Raw genomic sequence first — 25,607 nt, 5'->3', positions numbered from 1 at the left:
GCAATGGACGAGACCCATGCAGGCAAACGGATTTTTTAATGAAGTGGGGCAAGTGATAGGCGACCTTATCCGAACGGTGGTGGAATTCCTGTTAGCCATTTTTACCAACTTCTTTGGTGCGCTGGAGGAGTTCGTTGATGGGCTGAGCCGTTCGCTGGGTATCAATGCTTCGTTCTTCAGTATTCTGGTGCTGGTGGTGGGCCTGTGGCTGCTGTGGCGAGGTATCCGGGCGCTACTGCGTGGCTCTCTGCTGGGCGCTATTGTACGTATCGTGCTGGCGCTGATTATCCTGTCGTGGCTAATGATGTAACCCCTGCTGGCGAACACGGGGGGGAGCGTCTGAGTCAGGAGGGTGAGTGTAACTGCTCGGCAAGGGCAAATACATGTGCATCCTCGGTGCCCAACTCGCGCAGTGCCTGGGCCAGATTTAGCAAATAGTCTCTGTTGGGCCCGCTTGGCCCATGGGCATTGGCGATCTGGTAAGCAATATCGGCGAGCGGTGCATCGCCCAGGAAGGCGGGGTTGTCTTCGGTGGCTAAATAAATAAGTCCCTCAGCTTCGCTGGCCACCCTGCCGCTATCACTCAGAAATGTCAGCGGCACCTTTTCCCGCAAATAGCCGTTTTTCTCCCGCACATCCAGCGGTGCCAGCACATCCGGTGTAATGCGGTACGCCATACCGTGGCAGACCGTTCCAGGAGCACGAATCAGGGTTGCCACGCGGCCCGGTGCTTCAGGCGTACCGCGATGGTCGTGGGAGCCTTGCCAAAAGCGGCGTGCCCAGCCGGTAATGTAGGCTGGGCGGCGCTCAAGGTAGGCAAAGTCAGCTTTCCAAATCAGCGAGCCATAGCCAAACAGCCAAATATCCTTATGGCCATCGAAGAAGTTTCTTTGTTGGTTCAGGGTGGTGGTATCAAGCATCATCATCAACGAATGGGTAAAACGACTATCTTAACGTACGACACTTTTAGTGGAGAGTCTTGTGTTAGGAACTTGAGTCAACAATATTGCTGTCAAAGGAGCAGGCTGTGCGCGCAATTTTTCTGGTGGATAATGGCTCATTGCGACCCCAGGCTACCCTTAATCTGCGCCGGGTGGCAGCGGCACTTAGCCGTCAACTGGGTGAGTCCGTGCAGGCGACATCGTTGTTGCACTCCAATAAACTCCCCCCTGAAGCGGTTGACGGCATTCCCGCTACGACGCTGGGGCCTGCGGCAGAACGCAGTGCCGAGCAAGGCGCGACAGACATTATTGTACTGCCCTTTTTCTTCGGGCCAAGCAAAGCGCTAACAAGCTACTTGCCAGAGCGGATGGCCGCCCTGCAATCCCGCTTCCCCCACGTACGTGTACGCGTGGCTCAACCCCTGGTGGATGAGCTGGGTAATAACGACTTGCGGTTAGCCCATCTGTTGGCCGACAACGTGCGTGCTCAGTACTTGGAACAGTACGTGGAACAGCACCCGAAAAAGCACTTGAAACAGGGGCAGCAAAATGTGCTTCCCAAAGTCGCGCTGGTTGACCACGGCAGCCCGATTCCCGAGATAACCGCTGTGCGTAACCGGCTGGCGGGGCAGCTAAGCGTCGTGCTGGCGGATGAGGTGGGCTGTGTGGCGGCAGCGTCGATGGAGCGCCGGGAGGGCGATGCGTATCGCTTTAATGAACCGCTGCTAGAGCACTTGTTGGATACGCCGGAATTCTCCTCAGGATCGGTTATTGTAGCCATGCTGTTTCTTTCGCCTGGCCGTCACGCGGGAGAGGGCGGTGATATTGCTGTTATCTGTGAACAGGCTCAACAGCGACACCCAACCCTCAGCGTAGCCACCACCGCGCTGGTGGGTGAACATCCTGGCATCATCGATATTTTACACTCGCGCTTGCGCCAAGCACTTGGTGAAGAACGCTTTCTGTTGGAACTGCCTGCTATGCAACGCGGTACATATTAGGCGAAAAGGTGTAACGATGCTCAAGAGCGCGTAGAATCGCGGGCCTTTGCATGTGCAATCTCCACGCTAACCAGGGCTCATATCTTGATCGCAACCGCCAATATCACCATGCAGTTTGGGGCCAAGCCCCTGTTTGAAAACGTTTCCGTTAAGTTTAATAACGGCAACCGCTACGGCCTGATTGGCGCCAATGGTTGTGGCAAGTCGACCTTTATGAAAATTTTAGGTGGTGAGCTTGAGCCCTCATCCGGGCAGGTGATGCTCGATAGCAGCACGCGGTTGGGTAAGTTGCGTCAGGATCAGTTCGCTTATGAGCACGAGCGGGTGATCGACACCGTTATCATGGGTAACGCCGAACTGTGGAAAGTGGCCGCCGAGCGTGAGCGGATCTACTCCTTGCCAGAAATGAGCGAAGCCGATGGTATGGCAGTGGCGGACCTGGAAGTGCGTTTTGCAGAGCTTGACGGCTACACCGCAGAGTCTCGGGCGGGAGAGTTGCTGCTTGGCTTGGGTATTCCCATTGAGCAGCATACTGGCCCGATGAGTGAAGTCGCCCCTGGCTGGAAGCTGCGCGTGCTGCTGGCCCAGGCGCTATTTTCCGACCCTGATGTGCTGCTGCTCGATGAGCCCACCAACCACCTGGATATCAACACCATCCGCTGGCTGGAAGAGATTCTAAAAGCGCGCAGCAGCACCATGGTGATTATTTCCCACGACCGCCACTTCCTCAACAGTGTGTGCACGCATATGGCGGATCTGGATTACGGCGAGATCACCCTGTTTCCCGGCAACTACGATGACTATATGACCGCCGCAACCGCCGCACGGGAGCGTCAGCACTCTGATAATGCCAAGAAAAAGGCGCAAATTGCCGAATTGCAGCAGTTTGTCAGTCGCTTCTCGGCCAACGCCTCCAAAGCCAAGCAGGCTACCTCACGGGCGCGTCAGATCGATAAAATCAAGCTGGAAGATATCAAGCCCTCCAGCCGGGTCAGCCCGTTTATTCGTTTTGAGCAGAATAAAAAGATCCACCGCAACGCGGTAAATGTGGATGCGATTACCAAAGGCTACGACGGCGAGCCGCTGTTCAAGCGTTTCTCAATGACGGTGGAAGCGGGGGAGCGCATCGCGATTATCGGCCCGAACGGGATTGGTAAAACCACGCTGCTGAAAACCCTGGCGGGTGATTTACGCCCCGATGCCGGTGAAGTGAAGTGGACCGATGCTGCTGAGCTTGGCATTTTCGCCCAGGATCATGCCGACGATTTTGCCGTGGATGCCACGCTGTTTGAGTGGATGGGGCAGTGGACCAAAGGCGGCGAGCAGGTAGTACGTGGCGCTTTGGGACGGATGTTGTTTTCCAGTGATGACATTACCAAGTCGGTCAAAGTGATTTCCGGTGGGGAGCAGGGGCGGATGCTGTTTGGCAAGTTAACGCTTACCAATCCAAATGTGCTGTTAATGGATGAACCCACTAACCACCTGGATATGGAGTCTATCGAAGCGCTTAACCTTGCACTGGAAAACTATCCCGGTACGCTGCTGTTTGTCAGTCACGACAGGGAGTTTGTCTCCTCCCTTGCCACCCGTATTATCGATATGCAGCCCGATGGCATTGTTGATTTCAGTGGTAGCTACGATGAGTACCTGCGCAGCCAGGGGGTTGCTTGATTGACGCGCCAGGTTAGCCAATTATCTGTGTGTAGGTCGATTCGGTGGCGGGCTCTCTGTCGGCATTGAGCATGTCGCCGTTGAAGATCTCGTGCAGTTCTTTGGCAAGCGCCACGTAGACGTGCATCTGCTGGTTACGGCGTTTGTGCAGCGGTGGCTTCACCAGCAGGCTGACCCCGCGGATAGGCTCGTGCGATTCTCCGCGCAGAAGGTCAGGTATCTCTCCAGGCAGGAAGGCGTTGGCCACGGTGATCGGGTTTGAAGGCTGTTGACCGTCTATTAAAAACACCTTTTTAACGGCATCATAACTTGCGCCTTTGTTGCGCAGCCACTCGGTCAGGCGTTCATCCGTCGTGGTATCCGGGTGGGAAAAAATGACGAAAAGTGAATGCTGTTTCACCTTCACTGTTTGCTTGGGAGCTGGTGGGGTTTCTGGCTCTGGTGGTGGTGCTTTGTTCACTGGCGGTGGTGTAGCGGCCTTTGCCTTTGCCCGTCTTCTTCTTGGCACCACGATATAGACGAATATCGCCGCCGCCAGTATGCCTAATACCAGTGATGCAAACGCTAGTAAAACAGAAAGGGAGTGAGAATCCATAGTGTTGACCCCGATGTATTGGCGCTTTGGCCCGATGTAAACGCAGAATGGACACATTCAGGTCAGTGCCACCCACAGCCAATAAGGCACCATAGCCAGGTAGCCAAGCATGTTCACGTTAGCAAATATGCCAGCGGCTAAGGTAGTTAATCCTAACAGTATAACGATGTCCACTGGTGTGGCTGTGCCCTGCTGGCCCCCAGCGAATAACCACTCCAGGCCGTATTAGCCAGCAGTTGAAGGCCAGCGAGCAGGATAGACACCAATAGCACCCATAGTGGACCAGGTATTTCTCACCTGCTATTTCAAAACATAAGAATCAACAGCCTAGCAGCGTTTTCGTATCGCTAGGGATAAAAAAAGCACCACCTAAGTGATGCTTTTCTCTGTTAAGAACGAAATTCTTGGAATTTAGCTCAGTGGTGGTCGTAGCCATTATCCATAAACGGGTAATCGGTATAGCCTTTCGCATCACCGCCGTAGAAGGTCTCTGGGTTCGGTTTGGTGAGCGGAGCATTGACCCGGAAGCGCTCAGGCAGATCAGGATTGGCGATAAAGGGGCGGCCAAAGGCGACAGCATCCGTGGTGTTTTCTTTAATACGGGTTTCTGCGCGCTCGGCATCATAGTTGCCGCAGTAAATCAGACGCCCACTAAAGCGCTCGCGCATCTGCTCACGGAAACCGTCAGGGAAGGTGATATCACCGCCTGCCCAGTTTGGCTCGTTCAAATGCAGGTATGCCAGACCGCGCTTGGAGAGCTGCTCTGCCATGTAGAACGCCATGGCTTTCGGCTCATCGTCAGTTAAACCGAACAACTCGATAAACGGCGTCATGCGGATGCCAACCCGGTCAGCGCCAAAGGCGTCAACTACGGCATCGACCACTTCCAACGGGAAACGGGCGCGGTTTTCCAGAGACCCGCCATACTGGTCGGTGCGCTTATTGGTGCCGGTTGCCAGGAATTGGTTAAGCAGGTAGGCGTTGGCCGCGTGTACTTCCACCATGTCGAAGCCGGCACGCTTGGCGCGAATAGCTGCTTGACGGTAGTCATCAACAATACCGGGTATCTCATCGGTCTCCAGGGCACGGGGTGTGCTGGTGGGATGCTGCCCTGCGGTGCCATCTTCAAACTCAACGAAACACTGAGCCCCTTCACCTTTCAATGCGCTGGGGGCAACCGGTTGCTGGCCATTCGGCTGTACCATCTCATGGGAAACACGGCCTACGTGCCAGAGCTGCAGGGCAATGCGGCCACCTTTGGCGTGTACCGCGTTCACTACCCCTTGCCAACCCGCTTCCTGTTCGTCAGTCCAAATGCCGGGGGTATACACATAGCCACGGGCAGTGGGTGAGATATTGGTGGCTTCACTGATAATCAGTCCCGCACTGGCGCGCTGGCCATAATAGGCTTCCTGTATTTTTCCAGGTACGCTGTCGGGTGTGCGGGAGCGCGTTAATGGAGCCATGATGACCCGGTTGGGGATCGACAAACTACCAAGCCGGGTCGGGGTAAAAAGTGTTTCGTACGCCATTAAGCAAACTCCTTTTGAAGCGGTTAGTATCACAGTGGCGATTAGAATAGACCAGTTTACTAGTGTTTGCTAGCCAGGGATTTAAGCCGTATTTAGATGTTAGATAATTACCCTTAGAGCAACCAATTGCATATGCTTTTTTGGTACGCTTGAGGCTTATTGGTTAGGAAGTATTTAATATCATGTCAAAAAATACACCTCAACGCCGTCCTTATCAGGTGGCGGAAACCATTAAGTGCTGGATTGTGGATAGGCAGTTGAAGCCAGGGGACAGGCTGCCCAGCGAAGCTGAGCTAATGGACACGTTGCAGGTGTCAAAAGGCACGGTACGTGAGAGCACACGGGTGTTGGAAGCGCAGGGGTTGGTTGAAACACGCACAGGCCCTGGTGGCGGTGCCTTTGTGCGTGAAATGAGCGATGCTAAAGCAGTATCTCTGCTAAGTAATTATTTGTTTTTTAAAGATATATCAATCAAAGATATTTATCAGATACGTTTGGCGCTAGAGCCTGAGTTGGTCGCCTCGTTGGCGGGTAATGTGGTCGCCGATGATATGATACGCTTACGTGAAAGCCTGCATAGCTATACAAATCCCGCTGAAGATAGCGAGACTGAGCGTCAGCAACACCTAGATGCCTTACATTTTCACTTGATGCTTGCCGAGTTAGCGGGCGGCAATCAATTACTAACGTTTATTATTCGCTTTACTATTCAAGTGCTCACGGATCTGACGATTTACAACCGCCTGTATGAGCCAGTCACCTATGATTTTGGGCAAGTAGGTTGCCGTTATCATGCCAAAATCTTGGACGCTATTGAACTCGGCGATGCCGAAAGCGCTTATAACATTATGCGTGAGCATATGTTGGATGCCCAACGGGTGATGAATCATCAGGAGGCGCAAGTGCGCCGAGGCTTTTTACCTGAGCTAAAGACATAAAGCAGCACTATGGAGGCGTTAACTGCTTTAAAAATGCCATCAAAACCCGCGTTGCCGTTTCGCCATCATTCGCTGTAATGGTTTCGTCTGGGTGATGACTAAGCCCCGCTTTGCAGCGTACAAATAGCATACCAATATCCGTTAATGCCTGCATTGCTAAACCATCGTGTCCTGCGCCGCTAAACAACCGCTCTACCGGTTGGTCAACCTGGGTGCAAGCCTCTTCGAGAGATTGCATTATCCAGTCAGCGCAGGCAACGGCATCGGCGCTATACGTGTTTTCCATATCAAACGCTAATTCTCGGCGGGTAGCCACTTCCTTCACTATGGCTTCGACGGCATCTCGCCCCTGATGTCGAATGGCGGCTTCTGGTGAGCGTAGTTCTACTGTGAAGGTGACCAGAGCGGGAATTACGTTGACGGCATTAGGATGAATGTCGAGCTTACCGACTACTCCGACCAAGTCATCAGTGCCTTGCAACACGCTATCGATGGCAAGGACCATTTCCGCTGCGCCGACTAAAGCATCGTGACGCATGGACATGGGAGTAGTTCCCGCGTGGCCAGCTTTGCCAATAAGCGTAACCTGATGGCGTTCAATACCCGTTAATGCTGTGACGATACCCACCGCATGGTCACTCTGCTCAAGGATCGGCCCCTGTTCGATATGCACTTCTAAAAAACCCAGCGTGTTGACAGGATCGCGAGCGATAGCAGGGATATTCTCAGGAGAGCAGCCAAAGGTTATCAATGCCTCTTTAAGCGATATCCCTTGTGTATCCCTGGCTTCAAGCTGATTGGGCGTTATGCTTCCCGCCAGTGCTTTGCTCCCCACCAGAGTGGTGGGAAAACGCACACCTTCTTCATCGCCGAAAGCGACCACTTCAACTCCGTAGGGTAGTGTAATTCCTTCGTGCCTGAGTGCTTCTAGTGCTAACAGTGGTAGGGCAACGCCCAGCATGCCGTCATACTTGCCGCCCTCAATCACTGAGTCTTGGTGAGACCCCATAATAAATGTTTTCCCACCAGCTTGGGCTTTTGGGCAGCGGCCAACGAGGTTGCCTGCTGCATCAAGCTCTGGAGTAAGCCCTGCCTGCTCCATCCAATGGCTGATCAGTGGAAGTATATTGCGGTGCTCTGGAGAGCAAAACAGACGTGTAACGCCTGGGCCTGGTTCCGAGAATAGGGCTGCTTCATCAAGGCGTTTAATTAATATCTGCCCCAACTTACCCTTGGAAAACCCAGTGTGATCAGCGTTGTTGGTCATGCAATCTCCGGTAGGCGCTGGCATGAGGTGTCAGCAAAAGCGTGGGAACTCGATTAACGTAGCGGCAGTTGGCGCCAAAAGTCCTGAAAATCGTTGGCCATAAAGCGGTCGGCTAATGCCCATAACTCTCCTACGACGTTCTCCGACCAGTCGACACGCAAGTCAATAGGTGCTTGATGAAATGATTCAATACGCAGCGCTGCTGAGCGTGCACCACGTATATCACCACCCGCTTTTAGCGCGGCATCCAGAGCGCTAATAAGGTGTTCAAGTAGGTGGTGGTCGTGATGGTGGAGGTAACAGGGCGCTTCGCTATGTTTAATCACTGCGCTACTATTAACAGCAGTGAGGGCCAAAAAGTGTTCTGCAAAGACTTGTATGACCTCTCTGCTATGCAGCATGTTGCCAGCTGTTGCGACGCTTGGATAATGGGCTTCCCCTACCGCCTCCACATTCTCGACACCTGAGTGCACTGATGAACGACCATAACTATCCATCACCAAGCACTGGCGAAACGCAGCTTCGTGATCTTCACTAACCGCAGCACTAAGCGCGAGCTTGGCACTTCCGTTAGCGCTTAGTGCATCGTATACCCGAATTGGATACCACGGATTGGTAAAGCGTCCCTGGGTAACGCACGCTCCTATGCCGCGCCAGCAATGGTGAACATAGCCACCCACTGCCACTCCACCTGTGGCAGTGATAGTGGCGACGGTGCCTGTGGTGGGATGGCAGTGAACCAGTGAAAGTGTCATTACCGTTACCTGTGGTTAATAACCCACTAAGTGGCCAAGCACCAGCCCTGCCCAAGCCAAGATATATACCAGCACCATAAAGGGCAGAATTGCCTTCAACCACTGGGCGTAAGAGACACGACCGAGCGCCAGCATGGCCAGAGTGCCGCCTGAAGTAGGCACAATCAAATTGGTTAAACCATCGCCCACTTGAAAAGCGGTAATCATCAGTTGTCGGCTCATGCCAACCAGATCCGCTACTGGAATAAGAATCGGCATTGTGACTAGCGCTTGGCCAGAACCAGAGGGAATAAAGAGGTTAATAACACCCTGCACAACACTAGCCATTATCGCGGAAAATATCGACGGAATACCGTCAATTAGAGAGCTCAGAGAGTTAACGATGGTATCGATAATCATCGCTTGCTCGAGAATGACCTGGATGGAGGCAGCCACACCGATCACTAACGCACCAGCGGTAACACTGGAGGCACCTTCCATCATTTGTTTGACTATACCGTTAGCCGATAGACCATTTAAAACACCAATGATGATTGCAAGCAGCAAGAAAATCCCTGCAATTTCATTGATATACCAGCCACGAGTGAAAACACCGATAAGCATGGCAATCAAGCCACCGACAAACACCACCATGGTAAGAATATTGCGCCTAGTCAGGTGGTATTCACTAAGTGGTTTGCTCAATGACTCGGCATTGTCGGGTTCTTCAAATGACAAGGTTACCACTCGCTTGCAGATATATAGCGATAGAAGGCCTAGTGATGTCAGTACCAGTAATATGCGCAACCAAGCGCCAGAGAAGGTAGGTAGCTCGGCTATGCCTTGAGCAACCCCTACGGTGTAAGGGTTGATAGGCGAGAGGGCAAACCCGACACCAATACCGCCAACGGCCATTGCGGTGCCCACTAAACTTGAACAGCCAATGGCACTGGCGATCAGTACCGCAATTGGCACTAATGCAATGTTATTTTCAAACCCCACCGCGACACCAAAAAAGCCATAAATAAAGGTACCTATAACGATAATCATGTTGCGGCGTTCGACACCTACCCGGTTAACCGCTACGCCAATGGCATTTTCTAGTGCTCCCGTTTTTTGCAGAATATGAAAAAGTCCCCCAGCTATAAAAACGATAAATAAGTATTGGGAAGCAACGATTAGCCCTTCAGGAATGGCCACAAAGATATTGAAAAGAGGGATATTGGCGACGTCTTCCAGATAGGCAAAAGAACCTGGCACGACCACCGTACGTCCATCTTGAGTAGCACGCTCAAATTCACCTGCGGGGATAATAAATGTCAGTACATAAGTAGCGATGAGAATAATAAATATGAGCACCATGGGGTCAGGGACCGTCTGATACCACTTTTTACGCGGGCCGGAGGCTGCCGCGATATTTTGTTCAGCCATGAGGATACCCTTGCTTGTGATGTGTCTCAGCGTAAACGTTCGTTGTGACGTCTCACTTTAAATTTATCATGATAAATAGCAGGGTCAAGCAAGCTTTGCTCTTCGGAGGGAGAATTTGTCAGCTCAGCCTTCCTTGTAGCCTCAATCAATCTTGACGTTTAGTTGAAGGGAGAGTTAACCCCGTTGCCAAGGCCAGCGGCGTTTGGCTGGTGTGTCAATTTGCTGTAGCGCGCTGGAGAGCGGCAGCATAATAGCGGCCAACTGGCGGTAACAGAGGGCGCTGCTCAGCACACCAGGGCACTGTTTAAGCAGTAGATCGCACTGCTGGGAAGCAATATATAGTTGTTCCACCACTGGCGGGGAAAAGAGCGGCTTGGCCTGCTGGCAGCACCGGGTTAGCTCCCGGGATAGCAATGAGAGCATGCTGGTATCCAGCCAACAGGGCAGCGGGTCATTCAGGCGCCCGGCAATAGAGTGCTGCACGGCTTCGAAGGATGTGCGCAAAAACAGCAGAGTTTGGCGAAGCTGACGCTGTTCACTGGTCATGTTACTTCCCTTTACTTAAACGACTCTTCAATCGCCATCATACTGGCCAAAAAGATAGTGTTTCTCATTTGCATCTTTGTTGAAGATAGCGTCACTCAATCGTACTGTCAATCGTAGGCTATTAGCCGGCAGGCGTATCGCTTGCCTGATACAGCTGCCAGTCGTTATTCGTTAGCGGCTTCGCTCCCTGCTCGGTTACCACCACGGTGTCGCTTAGCCCAACGCCCCACTGGCCGGGCATCCGCAGGCAGAGCGGTAAATGAAATACCATGTTGGTTTCAAACAGACGATGCTGCCCTTTGGCAATATAGCCGGTACCTTCCACCCAGCTTGGCGGGAACTGCGCACCCACGGCGTAGCCGAACACACCTGAAAAAAACAGTTTGTCTCGCTGAGGGGCAAGCAGTGTATCGGCTGTCAGGGCTGCCTCTTCAAAGGTGTTACCTGGCTTCATGTTGTTGCACAGAGACTCAAACAGTGCTCGACACACGTCCTGGGTCGCCGATAATTCGGCATTCGGCTCTCCTGTCACCGCGGTGCGCATCATGGGTGCGGTATAGCGCTGATAAGCGGCGCCGAACTCTAAAAACACCGGTTCATGAGGCTGAATAACGCGGCGCTTATGGTTGACGTGAATCACTCCGATGCGATGCCCACTAGTGACGATGGGTTGCAGGCTCATAAATTCACTGCCGTTTTCCAGCAGCGCCTTGGCCCCTATGGCAGCAATATCGTTATCCGTCATTCCTGGCTGAATGGCCGCTATCGCAGCGTCTAGTCCGGTGGCAGTGATGCGGGCGCTCTCTTGCAGCATCTCAAGCTCGGCGTTGCTTTTGATTATTCGAATCGCATCCAGTAGGTCGCCCGCCTCGCAAAAACGCTTTTTGCCGACGGTGCTAGCCAGCGCGTCCATTACACCCACTCGCAGCCCGCTGCTCCAACCATCAATACCAATCTGCTGGCAGGGGTGAAGCAGATCGGCTAAGGGGGTGATGATTTCATCCAGGTTTTCCCAACGGTAGCCGATGATTTCATCTACTCGCGCCGTCACGACTGCGGCACCCGTTTCAATGGAGGCCACTTGTAACACTGAACGTTTTGGGGTGCAGACTAAACACGCATGCACCGAGACTTCAAAGGTGTGATAACCGGTTAGATAATTAATATCGGCGGGGTCGGTGAGCAGCAGTGCATCGAGGCCGCGCTGCATCATGGCGACGCGTACGTTATCCAGGCGTGTTTGGTATTCAGATGAGGGAAAAGGCAACTCACTCTGGGAGAGCGTTTCGGCAAGGGCTGTGCGGTAGTGGTGGTAGTCCATAGTGACCTCTAGGGACGAAATTGTCTGCGCTCGTCGACTTTTCGTAACAAGCCTATGGGGAGTATAGGCTTCTCTTAAAGGCGTGCTTTTAAACTTCTCAACGCTAGCGAGTGAGCCGTCCGATAACAGCGCCTGTTGCGACTTACCTCAAATGTCGCATATTGCTACATTTGAGAAAGCTCAACGTCGGAGGTAAAAATGGCTACGAACAGCATTCGCTTAGATCAAAACTTAATTGAAAAAGCTACTATTATAGCCAAGGCGCTTAACCGAACCCCGCCTAAGCAAATAGAACATTGGGCAAAAATCGGCAAAATGATGGAGGATAATCCCGATTTACCCTACGAGTTTGTAAGGCAAGCCATTATCGCGCAGGCAGAGCGGGACGCCGGAAAGCTGGAGGACTACGATTTTGGTTAAAACCACGCTTGTATTACAAACTCCTACATTTAAAAAAGCGGTGAAGAAGCTCAAGCCCAACCAGAAGAAAGACCTTGATGTGGCTGTTAAGGAGCTAATGCTCAACCCCAACCTTGGTGAGCAGAAGAAGGGAGATCTGGTCTTTCTGAGAGTCCATAAGTTCAAAATGAACAAGCAACTGACTCTGCTGGCTTACAGTGTTGATGATGGCGCCCTTGTCCTTGAACTGATGGCTCTCTGGGCTCGCACGAAAACCTCTATCGCGATATCAAGCGGACAAAGTGATGCAGTAACCGTTAATTATTAATGCGCATGCGTTTGGGGACTATAAACGAAAAAAATTAACAGCATTGCATTGATAGTAAAGGAAATAAAATATCTTTATATGGTACTTCCTGCGGTAAGTATGCGTGTGTACGCTATCATTGCTGGCAGGGCCGGACTACAAAATGTAGCGCTACTCAATCAGGAGGAGACGCCGCATTCCTGACGTGGTTGTGATGTGGCTCTAACATCGTGAGTTTGGTTACCATTGCGGCAACGCTAGCGGGTAAGCAGGAAGATCCCTTGAAGGAGGTAGAAAACTCCAATGCCGGTGACGATCCAGCGCGTCCAGGTGCGAAAGTTAGCGTCGGTGAGGCGCTGCAAAATACGGTTCCCCGTATGGGTGCCGAGCATCGCAAAGGGGGCTGCCAGCAGCACAATGGCCCACTCGCCTGCGCTCAGCGCCATGGCCGCGCCCAGGTAGAAGATAATTTTGATGCTATGGGCAACCACCTGAATCATTGCCTTGGTGGCGACTACCTGGCGGCGGTCCATGTGGGAGCGCACAAAGAAGATATCAATTAGCGGGCCGGAAACGCCGGCGGCAATTGTGAGTCCTCCAGAGGCGACCCCACAACCCAGTGCGTGGCTGGCGCGGTTGGCATCAAAGTGGAACCAGTGTTTGGGCATCCACACCAGTATCGGCATGCATCCAATCAAGAGTGAAACAGTGGCGGCATTAGGGCTGTAATTGAACAGCAGTAGTAAGCCAGCGGCACTTAACACGCCCAGTGTCATGCAAGCGACAATGCGCCAGACTATATAGCGCCGTGAAATCCACGCTCGTGAAGCATTGGCGGTAAGTTGAATAACCCCATGTACCGCCATAGCGGTACCTGCTGGAAAGATTAATAGCAGAAACCATAACAGTACCAAGCCGCCCGCCATACCAAATATGCCAGACAGCAGTGAGGTGCTGAATACGACTGCAATAAAAGCCAAACCAATTAGTAAAGGCAATGAACTACCTTGATGCGAAGTATTGGAGAGACCAGAGTATATACATTAGCGCGTTAATTTTCTCGCCGCTGTGGTGTCTAACCGTTAGCGCTTAATGTAGCGTGCGCAGTAGATTTACAGCCGCTATGGGAGCATCAATAATAGGAATATTGATTTCTGGAGCGAACTGGTGCGCTAAACCGGCCAATGGCCCTCCTCCTAGGATGATGCTGCGACATTCACCTTGTTCGGCAATATGCTTACAGAGTTCCAATAAAGGGCCCCTGACGGCGACCTGAATGGCACCTGGGTCTTCAGGCAATGGCGTTTCAACGACATGAATGCCGTTTAGCAAGTGCTGCATGCCATAACGCTCAACAACCTGTTGCATGGAAGGAATGACGGCAGGGGAAAAAGAGACAATGGCAAATGGCCCTCCTATGGCGCATGCAGTTAACAGGGCTGAATGCCCAATACCTATCACGGGGCACGTAACCCATTGGCGTAGGGCGTATACGCCCGTGTCTCCAAAGGAGGCTACGATGATGCCATCAAATTTATTTCCCAAATGTTTTACGGTGTCGACAACGGCTTGCTCAGCCTGACTGTTATCGTTTTCATTAATGATGAGTGCTGGGGCACTTGTGGCTTCGATAGCCAGAACGTCATACCGTGATGTAATAACAGAACGGATGGCCATCTCAATGCGTCGTGTGACGCTGGCGGAAGAATTAGGATTAATGACTAAGAGGCGCATAAAAGTTGATATGCCTTATTAAAGAATAATGGAAGGAAGCCAAAGAGAAAGGGCTGGGAAGAGATTGATAAACAGAAGTACAACTAGCATTGCGCCAAGAAACCACATTAAAGCGGGGATAATAGTACCAATACTAATTTTTGCTATGGAGCAGGTAACCAGCACGACAGATGCCACCGGTGGTGTTTGCTGCCCAATACCTAGATTGATCGTCAATATCAACCCAAAGTGAACGCGGTCAATACCAAGCTGGTCTGCGAGAGGCAGAAAGATGGGGACCAGCATGAGAATGGCAGGCGTGCCATGTACAATTGTTCCTGCTAACAGGAAAAAGACGTTAATAGCCAGCAGTACGACCCAATAGTTATCAGAAATACCTAAAATGCTTTCCGCTATTTCCTGGGGAATACCTTGATTTGTCAGGTACCAGCCGAGTAACGTTGAAGTAGCGACGATAAACATCAGCATGGCACTGCGTTTACCTGCAATACGCATCGTATCCATCAGAGAGCGGAATGATAGAGAGCGGTAGTAAAGCGTTGCCAATACGATAGCCCACAATGCTGCGACAGCACCTGCTTCAGTAGGAGTAAATACCCCACCTAAAATCCCTCCCAGAATTAAGATCGGTAAAGTGATAGGAATGATGGCTTCACGACCACTGCTAATGACTTTGCTGAAATCAAATTTTCCTTCAATCGGATACCCTTCACGTATGGAGATAATGTAGGCCGTCAGCATCAGGGCAAAGCAGACGATAAAACCTGGGACTATCCCGGCGGCAAACAGCTGTGCAATGGATGTATCTGAGACATAAGCATAAAGAATCAGATTGAGGCTCGGCGGCACGATAATGGCCATAGTCGCCGATGTAGCTGTGACCGCTGCTGCAAAGGCTACGGAATAGCCACGCTTTTTCATTTGGGGAATCATGACGGAGCCGATCGCGGCTGCATCAGATGTAGCGGTGCCTGATATTTCAGAAAAGAATAAAGAAGTCAGTATATTAACATGGGCCAGCCCACCCCGGATGTGCCCCACCAGCGAGCTGGCAAAAGCAATAAGCCGTTCTGCTATGCGGCCTTGGTTCATGACCTCTCCAGCAATCATAAACAGTAGTGCTGCAACTAGTAGATAGTTATTGGCTCCCCCAAACGGCACCATACCCATAATCATGGGCATAACATTAGGATCAAGGAAAATCATGATCATCGCTGTTACGCCCAGTACAAACGCAATGGGCATACCGCTCAATAAGAAAATCACTAAACACGTTAATATCAGATAGGCGGGATTGATTGACATCATCAGTCAGTCTCCGGGTAGAGGTCACTAGGATGAGTGCGACCGCTGATTAGTCCCACTATGCGATATGTAGAGATTACTGCGATGAGCGCAAAGCCTATGGGCATAGCCCATCGAAAGAGGGCTAAGGGCAAGTCGATAGAAATCAATGAACGCCCATGAAAACCTAAGCTGGCGATAGCGCCAAAATAGCAAACGGCAACAGCGAAGAGGAGCATAAAAAGGTAGTTGATACATAGCACCAGGCGTTGCCATGCTATAGGCATCAATCTAAGCACGCTGTCGAAACCCAAATGCTCGTTGATTTTTGTCAGGTAAGCAGCGCCAATGAAGGTGAGGACTGCCAGCAAATGAGCTGGCAACTCCTCACTCCAAGACACTGATGAGTTTAGAACGAACCGTGAAAATACTGCGTAATTGAGCAGGAGCAGTAGTAGTCCTGAAAGCAATATGACAGTGATATCCAGTAGCCGGAAAATCCACTGATCGAAACGTTTAAACCAGGTCAGTGACATGTTAGTACCTCAGTCTCTCTGCAGGGCATCAAGCGTGGCATCAATCATGTCTTGGCCAATCACATCTACAAAAACGGAATCCGTATAGAGCGGTAGGGCGGCTTCTTGAAACGCCTCAAAATCAATTTCATTAATTTCAAGATGAGGTGCTAGTTCCGCCAAGATAGATGAATCCGCTTCATCTCCCCAGGCGAATGTCCAGGTCGTCATATCCTGCGCTACTTTTTCGAGTGTCTCGATATCCTCAGAGGAGAGCCGGTTCAAGAAAGGTTCACCAAAGACGAGGAAAGTGGGCAAATAAACATGGTTAGAAACAGAAAGGTAATTCTGTACTTCATACAAGCGAGAGGTCTGTGCCACATGGGCGGGGTTCTCTTGACCATCAATGACGCCTTGATCAAGAGCTGAATACACTTCACTAAAGGCAAGCGGAGTGGCATTGGCACCTAATTGGTTAAACATGGTGACACGCTGTCGGCTGTTTGGAGTCCGGATCCTCAGGCCATCCATGTCCTCTGGAGTAACAATTGGCCGTTGATTATTTGTGATGACTCTAAAGCCGTTATCCCACATGGCCATTAGACGCATGCCGGTACCCTCAAACCCCTCTTGAAGCATCGTTCCGGCAGGACTATCAATGAAGTGCTGCACATCGTCACGATTTTCGAACAAATAGGGTAAGTCAAAAATAGAGGTGCGCTGATTGAACTGTGTCACTGCAGATGCGGCTAACGAGGCATGGTGTGTGCCCATGCCAAGACCCTGTAAAACATCTTCTTCGGTTCCGAGCGTTCCTCCCATAAACAACCGAACGTTAAAACGTCCCGGCGCTTCAGTTTCAAGACGCTCGCTAAACTCTTCAAGAAATGTATGTGCGAAAGATCCCGTGGGTAGGGTGTTATTTATTTGAATTTCTATTGGGTTGGCGTGAGCTGAGAGCGGTAACACCCAGCAAGCCAGTATGGCGGTGGCCGAAGAAAGATGAAGCTTCATGGTGTCATTCTCCTGATGTGCGTTGACATCAAAAGAAATACATTTTTCATGCCTTTGTTTTAAGAAAAATAATTTTCACCATATGGTACAGCTATTTACCGTTTTCAGCCGAAGAGTCAGTTTCATACTCAAATATTATTTTCGCTGAAATATGCACCTTCTTCGTACGAGCCGAGCACATTTTGCACTTATTTATTGCAGCTCATCCAAAAGTTCGTGAAGTGTTTCAATGCTAGTCAAACGACTGCGTCCCGCTGGACCGGAAAGCTCAATAACACGGGTGGCTAAAAAGTGGCAAAGAGAAAGGACAGTGACATGGTTGAAGAGAGGTCCAGGAGCAGCAGTACGGCACACCATATGCCACGTCACGTTGTTGTTGGTGGCAGCGCTTTCATCAGTAATGTAGAGATTTTTTGCGCCACGGCTAATGACTTGGGAAAGTAGATTATCCAAATCTGATGTACGCCGCTTCAGACCAAAAAAAATGACGCAATCCTCTGGTGAGATACTGGCGATGCTTTCGGCAAGTGTTTCTCCTGCCCTTGGTAGCAGCGTTGTATTTTCAACAGCTTGTAGGATTTGCCAGTTAAGGTAAGACGCAAACGCGTGGCTACTACGAAAGCCGATAATCCATACCTTGCGGGCTGACAGCATCGTTTGAGCGACTTGATCAAGCTCTTCAATCGAGAGGTGCTGACTTGCGTATTCAATGTTTTTAACGGCCTGGTTGAGGTGACGTTGCAATGCATTGTCTGGGTACGTTGGCTCTTGGCCTTCAACGCGTAAAAGTGCCGCTCCATCTTCTCTATTATCGCGTACATGCTGGCGGGCTTCCTCAAAAGACCGGTAGCCTAGTTTCTTAATGAAGCGAGTGACCGTTGAGTTGGAAACATGGGCTAAGCCCGCTAGTTCTGTTGCGGTGTAACTGGCAAGCTCCCCTGGAAAATTCAGAATAAACTCAGCAAGACGTCGTTCAGTAGGGTGAAGATCAGGCAAGGCCGCTTTCACCAAGGTCACGAAAGAAGGCTTTCTCTTACTCATTTTATAGGGCCTCACTCAAACCGATTAATGTCGCTACAAGGTCATTTGACATTTATGAAGAGCAGAATGGCCAAATTTGATAAAAGCGCCGACACTGGAATTCTGCTTCACAGCTATTGAGCTGAGCCTGATAACGATGGGCACGGGCGGCCACTTGGCTCCCTGCCTGTAATACCTGGGGCTTGTTACGATAAGTGCCCCGTTGATAGCCGCCAGCCCCTTCGTGATAGGCGTAATAGAGATGTTCAGGGTTATTTAGCGAGATGCCTGCCTGCTGTTGTGAACGGCGGTTGTACCAGCCAATAAAATCAGTGGCATGTTTCATATGTGTGCGCCGCGCAAACAGGCTGCCTGCTTGGTCTTGGTATTCTCCCCATACCGGGTCTTGTGCCTGGGCATAGCCCTTGGCGGAGGAGGGGCGAGGACCAGGGATAAAGCCTAAGTAACGCCTGCGCTCAGGGCGAATATGGCTGCGAAATGAAGACTCCTGCTGAATAAATGCCATCTGTGTGGCGATGGGGGTGCCCCATTTCTCTTGTGAGTCTCTCGCATAATCGTACCAGCTAGGTTGTTCGCGGAATATCTCGCAGATATTGCTCTGGTCCTGGGGAGGGTTGGGGGCAAAAGTGGCGCAACCCGCGAGTAACAGTATGGCTCCCAGTGCTGCCCACAGACGCAGGGTACAGAAAGCCGACAAATGGTGAGCGGTAAAACCATCAACAGGGCGATGCATGAAAAGTCCTTGTGGATAAGTTCTTATGGATAAGTTCTATGGGTACGTTCTTATCAATGTTGCTGAGTGAAATCATTATTGTTCAGACTCGTTGCCAGTCGCTAGCCTAAAAGCGCTTCCAGACAACGGCGAAGCCGCTGGGCCTCACGTACCAGCGTTTCCCCCGAAAGCATGCCAACACCCATCACCAGACCTGTTCTGGTGTCGCCTTTAATGCAGACCGGGCTTAATGGACGTACGATTAAATGCTCTTTTAATAATGCCTGAGCAAGCTGTACGTCATTGATCTTTGGCTCAAACTCAACGCATAAGCTGATAGCGCCGCTTGGTGGCGAAACGCCACGCACGTGAGGCAGAGAGCGTAATTGATCGTGTAGCACCTGTTGGCGGCCTAAATAATCACGCTGAATACGGCGACACCAGGTGTCCAAATCCCCATCGAAAATAAACTGCGCCAGTACCGCCTGGTCAAGCATTCGCCCTTCCCGAAACAGCTCACTCCGCAGTCGGTTCATTGGCCCTGCCAAATGACGCGGTACCACCAGGTAGCCCAGTCGCAAGCCGGGAAACATCATCTTTGAAAACGAGCCTACCAGCAAATGGCGCGCAGAGGTTGCATCGAATAACAGGTTGGTATGGTCATCGCGGTTAAATTCGTAATCATCCTCCACTACATAGGTGGGGGATAAGGCATCACAGAGTCGCTGTTTATGGGTGGCGCTGGTGGGCACGCTGAGCGGGTAGTGGTGAGAACCCGTTAAATACGCAAGGGTGACAGAACCGGGAGTGTCTGGCAGTACGTGGCCCTGGCCCGGCAGCCATGGCAGCATCTCAATATTGAGACCTGCTGCCGTGAAGATGTTACGTGCCCCCCAGTAGCAGGGCGACTCCATTGCCACTGTATCGCCTACATCAGCCAGAGCCATAGCGCACAACTGAATACCGTTGTGAGTACCGTCGGTGATAATAATTTGTTCGGTATCACAACGGATATTGCGCCAGCGTTCGAGAAAATCACGAATCGCCCTTTTTAATGGGCCATAGCCACCGGTGGAGTAGGAGAGGAGTAGAGCATTTTGGGGCACCGTGACACTGGAGTAGAGCTGCCGCCACTTGCGCATCGGAAATTGCGCAATATCAGGGATGCCGGGCACGAAGGCCCCGCTCTGGACCACGCTGGCCCCTGGTCCCTGCAGTACCTGCTGGGCGCGCTCGGAAAGCGGAGTGTTGGCGTGAGGCAGGGGGGGCGGAGCCACTGGTTTACAGGTCCAGGTGCCCTGTCCATGAGCGGTTTTCAGCAGTTGCTCTTTAAGTAGTGTTCCCACCGCCAGTGCCAGGGTTTGCCGCGCCACGCTGATCGCTTCAGACAGTGCCCGGTGGGAAGGCAAGCGCAGCCCGGTAGGCCACTGCTGGGTAATGGCTTGGCGCAGCGCCTGCTCAATTCGGACCTGCTTACTTAACCGCTCCGGTTGGAGTGCATAAAGTTGTACAAATTGGTGCAAGACCTGCTTGCGATCCATATAAACGCCTCATTTATCCCATTAAGCCAGCCACTACAGCGCGTACAGACAAAAACATTGCATAAATGGTGCACTGTTTTGGTGCTCTTCAAAAGTGGTCTAGTCGAACGCCAAAGTGGTGCATTCGTGTTCCCGGCAACGCCTGTTAGCGTGTCAATATTCCTTGACCGGGATCAGGATACCGCGCCTCAGAGCGCCGACGACAACATCCAATTAACTAGCAGGACACTGTACGATGACCACACCCTCTTCAGAACAGGACAAACTGGTCCGGGTACTGGCCCGGGGCGACGTATTAGCCCTTGCCTTCGGCGCGATGATTGGCTGGGGCTGGATTGTACTCACCGGCACGGCGATTCAGTCCGCTGGCAGCCTTGGTGCTATTTTAGCCTTTATCATTGGCGGATTAGCGATTGTGCTGGTAGGACTTACCTACGCGGAACTGGCTTCCGCCATGCCTAAAGTAGGTGGCGAACACGTTTATAGCTATCGTGCTCTGGGTCACCTGCCTTCCTTCTTATGTACCTGGGCGATTATTTTAGGCTATTTGAGTGTGGTGGCATTTGAAGCCGTTGCGCTCCCCACCGTGATCGAGCACTTAGCGCCCAATTACGCTGTTGGCCATCTGTGGACCATCGCCGGATGGGAGGTCAAGGCTACCTGGGTCGCCGTAGGCGTGGGTGGCTCACTCGCCATGATGATTATCAACTACTTTGGTGTGACCACCGCTGCGCTAATACAAAAAGTTGTGACGGGCATGATTTTGCTGGTTGGCGTGCTGTTTGTCACCGGGGCGCTGTTTGAAGGCGAAGCCATCAATATGATGCCACTGTTCACTCAAGCTGATACTGGCGTGGTGGCAGGCATTGTGGCGGTGCTGGTAATGGTGCCTTTTTTGTTCGTGGGGTTTGATGTCATTCCACAGGCTGCTGAAGAGATTAACCTGCCCTACAAAGCCATCGGCAAAGTACTGATGATGTCGGTTATTCTGGCAGTGGTGTGGTATGCGCTGATTATCCTGGCTACCAGCCTTGTACTCAACAGCAGCGAGCTTGCAGCGAGTTCCCTTAGCGTACCTGATGCCATGGGCAGCCTGTTCAACGCACCCTGGGCCAGCAACTTAATGGTACTGGCGGGTATTGCGGGTATTATCACCAGTTGGAATGCGTTCTACATTGGCGGTTCCCGCGCTATCTACGCCCTGGCCAAGGCCGGTATGTTGCCAGCGCCGTTTGCCAGGCTGCACCCGCGTTATAAAACTCCCACCAACGCTATTTTCCTGATGGGCTTTCTCTCTTGCATCGCTCCTTTCTTTGGCCGCCCTGCGCTCGTGTGGATCGTCAACGCGGGTGGCCTGGGAATTGTAATTGCCTACCTGTTTGTGGCGATCTCCTTCGTCGTACTGCGGGTTCGCGAGCCGGATATGCCGCGCCCGTTCCGAATTCGCCACGGCAAACTATGCGGCACGCTGGCTATTGTTCTCTCATTCGGCATGGCGTGCCTGTATCTGCCGGGTAGTCCCGCAGCGCTCAGCGCGGCGGAGTGGGCGATTTTTGCAGGATGGACGGTCATGGGTCTTGCGCTCTATATCCATGCACTGTGCACCTATGGTCGTGCCTATAGCGACCAACACATGCTGGCTGAACTGTAAACCATTCAACACGTTTCAAGGAGCACACCATGAGCTTTATCGAACAGTGGTTACACGAAGCAGTACCCGCCCTGGTGGGCGGCGAGTGGCGTACCAGTAAACAAACCTTTGCTGTAGATAACCCCGCTACCGGCGAGACGATTGCCCGCGTGGCCGATATGGGGGCCGATGACACCCGCGATGCCGTAGCTGCGGCTTACCAGGCCGCTGCGGCCTGGCGGGCGACGCCGGTTAAACAGCGCTCAGCCCTGCTGCGTCGTTGGTTTGAGCTGATTAACGAGCACGCTGATGATCTGGCCCGCCTGATGACCCTGGAGCAGGGCAAGCCGCTGGCAGAAGCCAAAGGCGAAGTGACCTATGGCGCATCGTTTATTGAATTCTTTGCAGAAGAAGCCAAACGCATGGCAGGGGAAACGTTGCCAAGCCACGGAGCGGATAAACGCCTGTTGGTACTGCGTGAACCGGTGGGTGTGGTGGCCGCCATTACTCCGTGGAACTTCCCGCTGGCAATGATTACCCGCAAGTGCGCCCCGGCTTTGGCCGCAGGCTGCACGGTGGTGATCAAACCGGCAGAAGCCACGCCGCTGACGGCTTTGGCCGCTGCTTATTTAGCGCTGGAAGCAGGCCTGCCCGCAGGCACTATGAACGTTGTTACCGCAGCGGCTCCAGCGGCGGTGGGTGAAGTGCTTACTACCGATCCCCGTGTGCGCAAAGTATCGTTTACCGGCTCAACCCCGGTGGGTAAACACCTGCTGGCCCAGTGTGCCAGCACGGTGAAGAAAACCGCTATGGAGCTGGGTGGTAACGCGCCGTTTATCGTCTTTGACGACGCTGATGTGGGTGCTGCTGTCAATGGTGCCATTGCCTCCAAGTTCCGTAACGCCGGACAAACCTGTGTATGCACCAATCGCTTCCTGGTGCAGGACGGTATCTACGATGCGTTTGTCAGCAAGCTGACCGAGCGCGTTAACGCCCTCAAGGTGGGTGATGGCTTGGCGGACGATAGCGTCATCGGCCCACTGATTAACCAGGCCGCAGTAGATAAAGTGCAGCGCCACGTAGATGATGCGGTTAATCAAGGGGCGCGACTGCTGTGTGGTGGCCAGCCTCACGCTGCTGGCGAGCGCTTCTTTACCCCTACGGTGCTGGCAGAGGTCACCACCAGCATGGCGGTTGCCGATGAAGAGACCTTTGGTCCCGTGGCCCCCGTATTCCGCTTCCAGCGTGATGAAGAAGCCATTGAAATGGCCAACAATACGCCGTTTGGATTAGCAGCCTACTTCTATGCCACGGATTATCGCCGCATCTGGCGCACCATGGAGCAGTTGGAGTACGGCATGGTAGGCGTAAATGAAGGGCTGATCTCAACCGAGTTGGCTCCGTTTGGCGGTGTAAAAGAGTCCGGGCTGGGGCGCGAAGGCTCCCATCACGGTCTCGATGAATTCACTGAACTTAAATATGTTTGCGTAGGCGGTCTATAAAGGAGAGCAATGATGACGAACCAAGAACTGAACGAACTGAAAAACCGCTACGTGGCCAACGGCGCCGCTACGCCCACCACCCAGTTTGCTGAGCGTGCTGAAAATGCCGAGCTGTGGGACGCCGACGGCAATCGCTGGATCGATTTCGCGGGCGGTATTGGCGTGCTCAACCTTGGTCATCGCCACCCGAAAATTGTTGCAGCGGTAGAGGCACAGCTGAAAAAAGTGATGCATACCAGCGCGGCGGTGATCTCCTACGCGCCCTACGTACAGCTGTGCCAGAAGCTCTGTGAACTCACGCCGGTGCGCGGCCCTGAGCGGAAGGCCATGCTGGTGAATACGGGTGCTGAAGCGCTGGAAAATGCTGTGAAGATTGCCCGTGCCGCCACGGGCCGCACCGGTATTATCACCTTCGACGGCGCTTTCCATGGGCGCACCATGATGACGCTGGCCATGACTGGCAAGGTACTGCCCTATAAAAATGACTTCGGCCCGATGCCCGGTGACGTATTCCGCGCACCGTTCCCCAACCCGCTGCACGGCATTAGCGAAGAAGCGTCGCTGAACGCCATTCGCACGCTGTTTAAAACCGATATTGCCCCACATCGCACTGCGGCTATTGTGATTGAGCCGGTCCAGGGTGAAGGCGGTTTTTACATCGCCTCACCGGATTACCTGAAAGCGCTGCGTGCGCTGTGTGATGAGCACGGCATTCTGCTGATTGCCGACGAAGTACAGTCTGGCTTTGCCCGTACCGGCAAATTGTTTGCCTTGGAGCACAGCGGCATTGAGGCGGATATTCTTACGACTGCCAAGAGCCTGGCCAACGGCATGCCGCTCTCAGCCGTGGTGGGGACCGCCAGGGTAATGGATGCCTCTGGCCCCAACTCCCTGGGCGGCACCTACAGTGGTAACCCGCTCTCTTGTGCAGCTGCTCTGGCAGTGATTGAAACCATTGAAGAGGAGGATATCCTGGCGCGTAGTGAACAGTTGGGCAACATGCTGGCCGAGCGCTTCGCGATATGGGAAGAGCGCTTTGCCGCTGTGGCGCATGGTCGCCAACTGGGGGCCATGGCCGCGTTTGAACTGCTCAATAGCGAAGGAAAACCTGATGCCGAGCTAACCCAGGCGTTGTGTGCCAAAGCACGCGAGAAGGGCCTGATCCTGCTCTCCTGTGGTTTCTATGGCAACAGTATCCGTATTCTGGTGCCGCTAACCGTCTCCTCTGCGGTACTGGAAGAGGGCTTGAGCATTATCGAACAGTCGCTGGAAGCGCTTAGCTAATACTCCCTCCCTCATCATCAAACCCGCCTGTCGTCGAACAGCGAAACTGCTGACGATCGGCGGGTCCGGTTAAAATAATGACTACGCAATTAGTCCAGCCTCGACGCCGTATCCTCTTTATCCTTTTGTCGCAAGTTAATATCAACGGAAACTCCTTTGGAGCAGAACAGGTGAACGTTATGCTCCGCAAAAACCATTATATCGGTTTAAAGGACAAGTGAATGGCGGGCCTGATAAGAGAGTACTACCAGGTAGATTGACCCTGCTTCAGAATTTTTCTTTTTAAAATAAATAATTAACCGGTTGTTCATGGTCGCTATTGAAAAATAGAAAGAAAAAATACTGCTTCATTTGAGATACCTATGAAGTATGGAGTGGAACTCAAACGATATTGGTCGGGTTGTTGAGACTTGGTCGATATTAGTGGCGAACACAACAATAACTGTCGTCTATAAGCCCTCAGTAGCCGTATCCCCAACTTTCCCTACACGCAATGACGCTATCGGCGGGCAGCACGACAACGCTAAAACCAACGATGATAGGGTTTCCCCATGACCGTGAAGATTTTCGACACGCCTGACGTTCAAGACTTCCTAAACGCCATCGCCGGCTTTGATCAGGAAGGCGGCAACGACCGCGCCAAACAGATGGTTCATCGCCTGGTCGG

The 25,607-nt window shown here is 52.3% G+C and carries 25 protein-coding genes and 1 pseudogene; 9 read left to right on the top strand and 17 right to left on the bottom strand.

Annotation, left to right across the window (positions count from 1 at the left end):
- Positions 1–16: 16 nt before the first annotated feature.
- Positions 17–310, top strand: coding sequence for a hypothetical protein (locus tag HP566_RS11080; protein ID WP_249977324.1), 294 nt, complete (start codon positions 17–19; stop codon positions 308–310).
- A gap of 34 nt (positions 311–344) precedes the next feature.
- On the opposite strand, the gene HP566_RS11075 is transcribed toward HP566_RS11080, so the two are convergent.
- Positions 345–923 (bottom strand): gamma-glutamylcyclotransferase, encoded by a 579-nt coding sequence (locus tag HP566_RS11075; protein ID WP_249977348.1) that lies wholly within the window; start codon positions 921–923, stop codon positions 345–347.
- Positions 924–1,027: 104 nt separating this feature from the next.
- Here HP566_RS11075 and HP566_RS11070 point away from each other — a divergent pair, with 104 nt between their 5' ends.
- Both HP566_RS11070 and HP566_RS11065 read left to right on the top strand, forming a co-directional pair.
- The gene (locus tag HP566_RS11070) at positions 1,028–1,942 is read left to right on the top strand and encodes a sirohydrochlorin chelatase (RefSeq protein WP_249977323.1); all 915 of its coding nucleotides are present in this window, start codon (positions 1,028–1,030) and stop codon (positions 1,940–1,942) included.
- 84 nt (positions 1,943–2,026) lie between these two features.
- Positions 2,027–3,613, top strand: coding sequence for an ABC-F family ATPase (locus tag HP566_RS11065; RefSeq protein ID WP_249977322.1), 1,587 nt, complete (start codon positions 2,027–2,029; stop codon positions 3,611–3,613).
- A 13-nt stretch (positions 3,614–3,626) separates the two neighbouring features.
- On the opposite strand, the gene HP566_RS11060 is transcribed toward HP566_RS11065, so the two are convergent.
- The 3 genes from HP566_RS11060 to HP566_RS11055 all read right to left on the bottom strand — a co-directional run bounded on the left by HP566_RS11060 (position 3,627) and on the right by HP566_RS11055 (position 5,740).
- Entirely contained in the window at positions 3,627–4,208 is a 582-nt protein-coding gene (locus HP566_RS11060; protein WP_249977321.1) for a cell division protein ZipA C-terminal FtsZ-binding domain-containing protein, read from the bottom strand.
- A 57-nt stretch (positions 4,209–4,265) separates the two neighbouring features.
- Positions 4,266–4,382 (bottom strand): hypothetical protein, encoded by a 117-nt coding sequence (locus tag HP566_RS21860; protein ID WP_425348185.1) that lies wholly within the window; start codon positions 4,380–4,382, stop codon positions 4,266–4,268.
- 242 nt (positions 4,383–4,624) lie between these two features.
- Positions 4,625–5,740 (bottom strand): alkene reductase, encoded by a 1,116-nt coding sequence (locus HP566_RS11055; protein WP_249977320.1) that lies wholly within the window; start codon positions 5,738–5,740, stop codon positions 4,625–4,627.
- A 182-nt stretch (positions 5,741–5,922) separates the two neighbouring features.
- Here HP566_RS11055 and HP566_RS11050 point away from each other — a divergent pair, with 182 nt between their 5' ends.
- Positions 5,923–6,678, top strand: coding sequence for a FadR/GntR family transcriptional regulator (locus HP566_RS11050; RefSeq protein ID WP_249977319.1), 756 nt, complete (start codon positions 5,923–5,925; stop codon positions 6,676–6,678).
- Between the two features lie 7 nt (positions 6,679–6,685).
- On the opposite strand, the gene HP566_RS11045 is transcribed toward HP566_RS11050, so the two are convergent.
- The 5 genes from HP566_RS11045 to HP566_RS11025 all read right to left on the bottom strand — a co-directional run bounded on the left by HP566_RS11045 (position 6,686) and on the right by HP566_RS11025 (position 11,977).
- Positions 6,686–7,945: an allantoate amidohydrolase gene (locus tag HP566_RS11045; protein WP_249977318.1), complete on the bottom strand. Its 1,260-nt coding sequence runs from the start codon at positions 7,943–7,945 to the stop codon at positions 6,686–6,688.
- 53 nt (positions 7,946–7,998) lie between these two features.
- Positions 7,999–8,700 carry a DUF1028 domain-containing protein gene (locus HP566_RS11040; protein ID WP_249977317.1) on the bottom strand — a complete coding sequence of 234 codons (702 nt, stop codon included), beginning with the start codon at positions 8,698–8,700 and terminating at the stop codon, positions 7,999–8,001.
- A 15-nt stretch (positions 8,701–8,715) separates the two neighbouring features.
- Positions 8,716–10,110, bottom strand: a complete 1,395-nt coding sequence (locus HP566_RS11035) for a YfcC family protein (protein WP_249977316.1) — start codon at positions 10,108–10,110, stop codon at positions 8,716–8,718.
- Between the two features lie 174 nt (positions 10,111–10,284).
- Positions 10,285–10,656, bottom strand: coding sequence for a hypothetical protein (locus HP566_RS11030; RefSeq protein WP_249977315.1), 372 nt, complete (start codon positions 10,654–10,656; stop codon positions 10,285–10,287).
- Between the two features lie 121 nt (positions 10,657–10,777).
- Positions 10,778–11,977, bottom strand: a complete 1,200-nt coding sequence (locus tag HP566_RS11025) for a M24 family metallopeptidase (protein ID WP_249977314.1) — start codon at positions 11,975–11,977, stop codon at positions 10,778–10,780.
- Between the two features lie 198 nt (positions 11,978–12,175).
- Between HP566_RS11025 and HP566_RS11020 the strand changes: the two genes are divergently transcribed.
- Together HP566_RS11020 and HP566_RS11015 are read left to right on the top strand one after the other, a co-directional pair.
- Positions 12,176–12,397: a ParD-like family protein gene (locus tag HP566_RS11020; protein ID WP_249977313.1), complete on the top strand. Its 222-nt coding sequence runs from the start codon at positions 12,176–12,178 to the stop codon at positions 12,395–12,397.
- Positions 12,390–12,682, top strand: a pseudogene (locus tag HP566_RS11015) (type II toxin-antitoxin system RelE/ParE family toxin). The gene HP566_RS11020 and the pseudogene HP566_RS11015 overlap by 8 nt, the downstream one beginning before the upstream one ends.
- A gap of 258 nt (positions 12,683–12,940) precedes the next feature.
- Here HP566_RS11015 and HP566_RS11010 read toward each other — a convergent pair.
- The 8 genes from HP566_RS11010 to HP566_RS10975 form a co-directional block, all read right to left on the bottom strand.
- A complete protein-coding gene (locus tag HP566_RS11010) occupies positions 12,941–13,681 on the bottom strand; it encodes a sulfite exporter TauE/SafE family protein (protein ID WP_249977312.1) in 741 nt (246 codons plus the stop codon).
- A gap of 91 nt (positions 13,682–13,772) precedes the next feature.
- Complete coding sequence (locus tag HP566_RS11005; RefSeq protein ID WP_249977311.1) at positions 13,773–14,417, bottom strand: aspartate/glutamate racemase family protein; 645 nt, start codon at positions 14,415–14,417, stop codon at positions 13,773–13,775.
- Positions 14,418–14,435: 18 nt separating this feature from the next.
- Entirely contained in the window at positions 14,436–15,725 is a 1,290-nt protein-coding gene (locus HP566_RS11000) for a TRAP transporter large permease (protein ID WP_249977310.1), read from the bottom strand.
- Positions 15,725–16,237 (bottom strand): TRAP transporter small permease, encoded by a 513-nt coding sequence (locus tag HP566_RS10995; protein ID WP_249977309.1) that lies wholly within the window; start codon positions 16,235–16,237, stop codon positions 15,725–15,727. The genes HP566_RS11000 and HP566_RS10995 overlap by 1 nt, the downstream gene beginning before the upstream one ends.
- A gap of 9 nt (positions 16,238–16,246) precedes the next feature.
- A complete protein-coding gene (locus HP566_RS10990; RefSeq protein WP_249977308.1) occupies positions 16,247–17,230 on the bottom strand; it encodes a TRAP transporter substrate-binding protein in 984 nt (327 codons plus the stop codon).
- 192 nt (positions 17,231–17,422) lie between these two features.
- Positions 17,423–18,271 carry a MurR/RpiR family transcriptional regulator gene (locus HP566_RS10985; RefSeq protein WP_249977307.1) on the bottom strand — a complete coding sequence of 283 codons (849 nt, stop codon included), beginning with the start codon at positions 18,269–18,271 and terminating at the stop codon, positions 17,423–17,425.
- Between the two features lie 52 nt (positions 18,272–18,323).
- Positions 18,324–19,004, bottom strand: a complete 681-nt coding sequence (locus HP566_RS10980; RefSeq protein WP_249977306.1) for a lysozyme-like domain containing protein — start codon at positions 19,002–19,004, stop codon at positions 18,324–18,326.
- Between the two features lie 101 nt (positions 19,005–19,105).
- The gene (locus HP566_RS10975) at positions 19,106–20,524 is read right to left on the bottom strand and encodes a PLP-dependent aminotransferase family protein (protein WP_249977305.1); all 1,419 of its coding nucleotides are present in this window, start codon (positions 20,522–20,524) and stop codon (positions 19,106–19,108) included.
- A gap of 235 nt (positions 20,525–20,759) precedes the next feature.
- On the opposite strand from HP566_RS10975, the gene HP566_RS10970 reads away from it, so the two are divergent.
- From HP566_RS10970 to gabT, 3 genes are read left to right on the top strand one after another with little or no spacing between them, the layout of a single operon-like run.
- Complete coding sequence (locus HP566_RS10970; RefSeq protein WP_249977304.1) at positions 20,760–22,175, top strand: APC family permease; 1,416 nt, start codon at positions 20,760–20,762, stop codon at positions 22,173–22,175.
- Positions 22,176–22,204: 29 nt separating this feature from the next.
- Positions 22,205–23,656 (top strand): NAD-dependent succinate-semialdehyde dehydrogenase, encoded by a 1,452-nt coding sequence (locus HP566_RS10965; RefSeq protein ID WP_249977303.1) that lies wholly within the window; start codon positions 22,205–22,207, stop codon positions 23,654–23,656.
- Between the two features lie 12 nt (positions 23,657–23,668).
- A complete protein-coding gene (gene gabT, locus HP566_RS10960; RefSeq protein ID WP_249977302.1) occupies positions 23,669–24,940 on the top strand; it encodes a 4-aminobutyrate--2-oxoglutarate transaminase in 1,272 nt (423 codons plus the stop codon).
- Positions 24,941–25,607: the final 667 nt, after the last annotated feature.

This window comes from Vreelandella olivaria (genome assembly GCF_023507745.1).
Taxonomy (GTDB): domain Bacteria; phylum Pseudomonadota; class Gammaproteobacteria; order Pseudomonadales; family Halomonadaceae; genus Vreelandella; species Vreelandella olivaria_A.
This window is presented reverse-complemented; position numbering and strand designations above follow the sequence as displayed.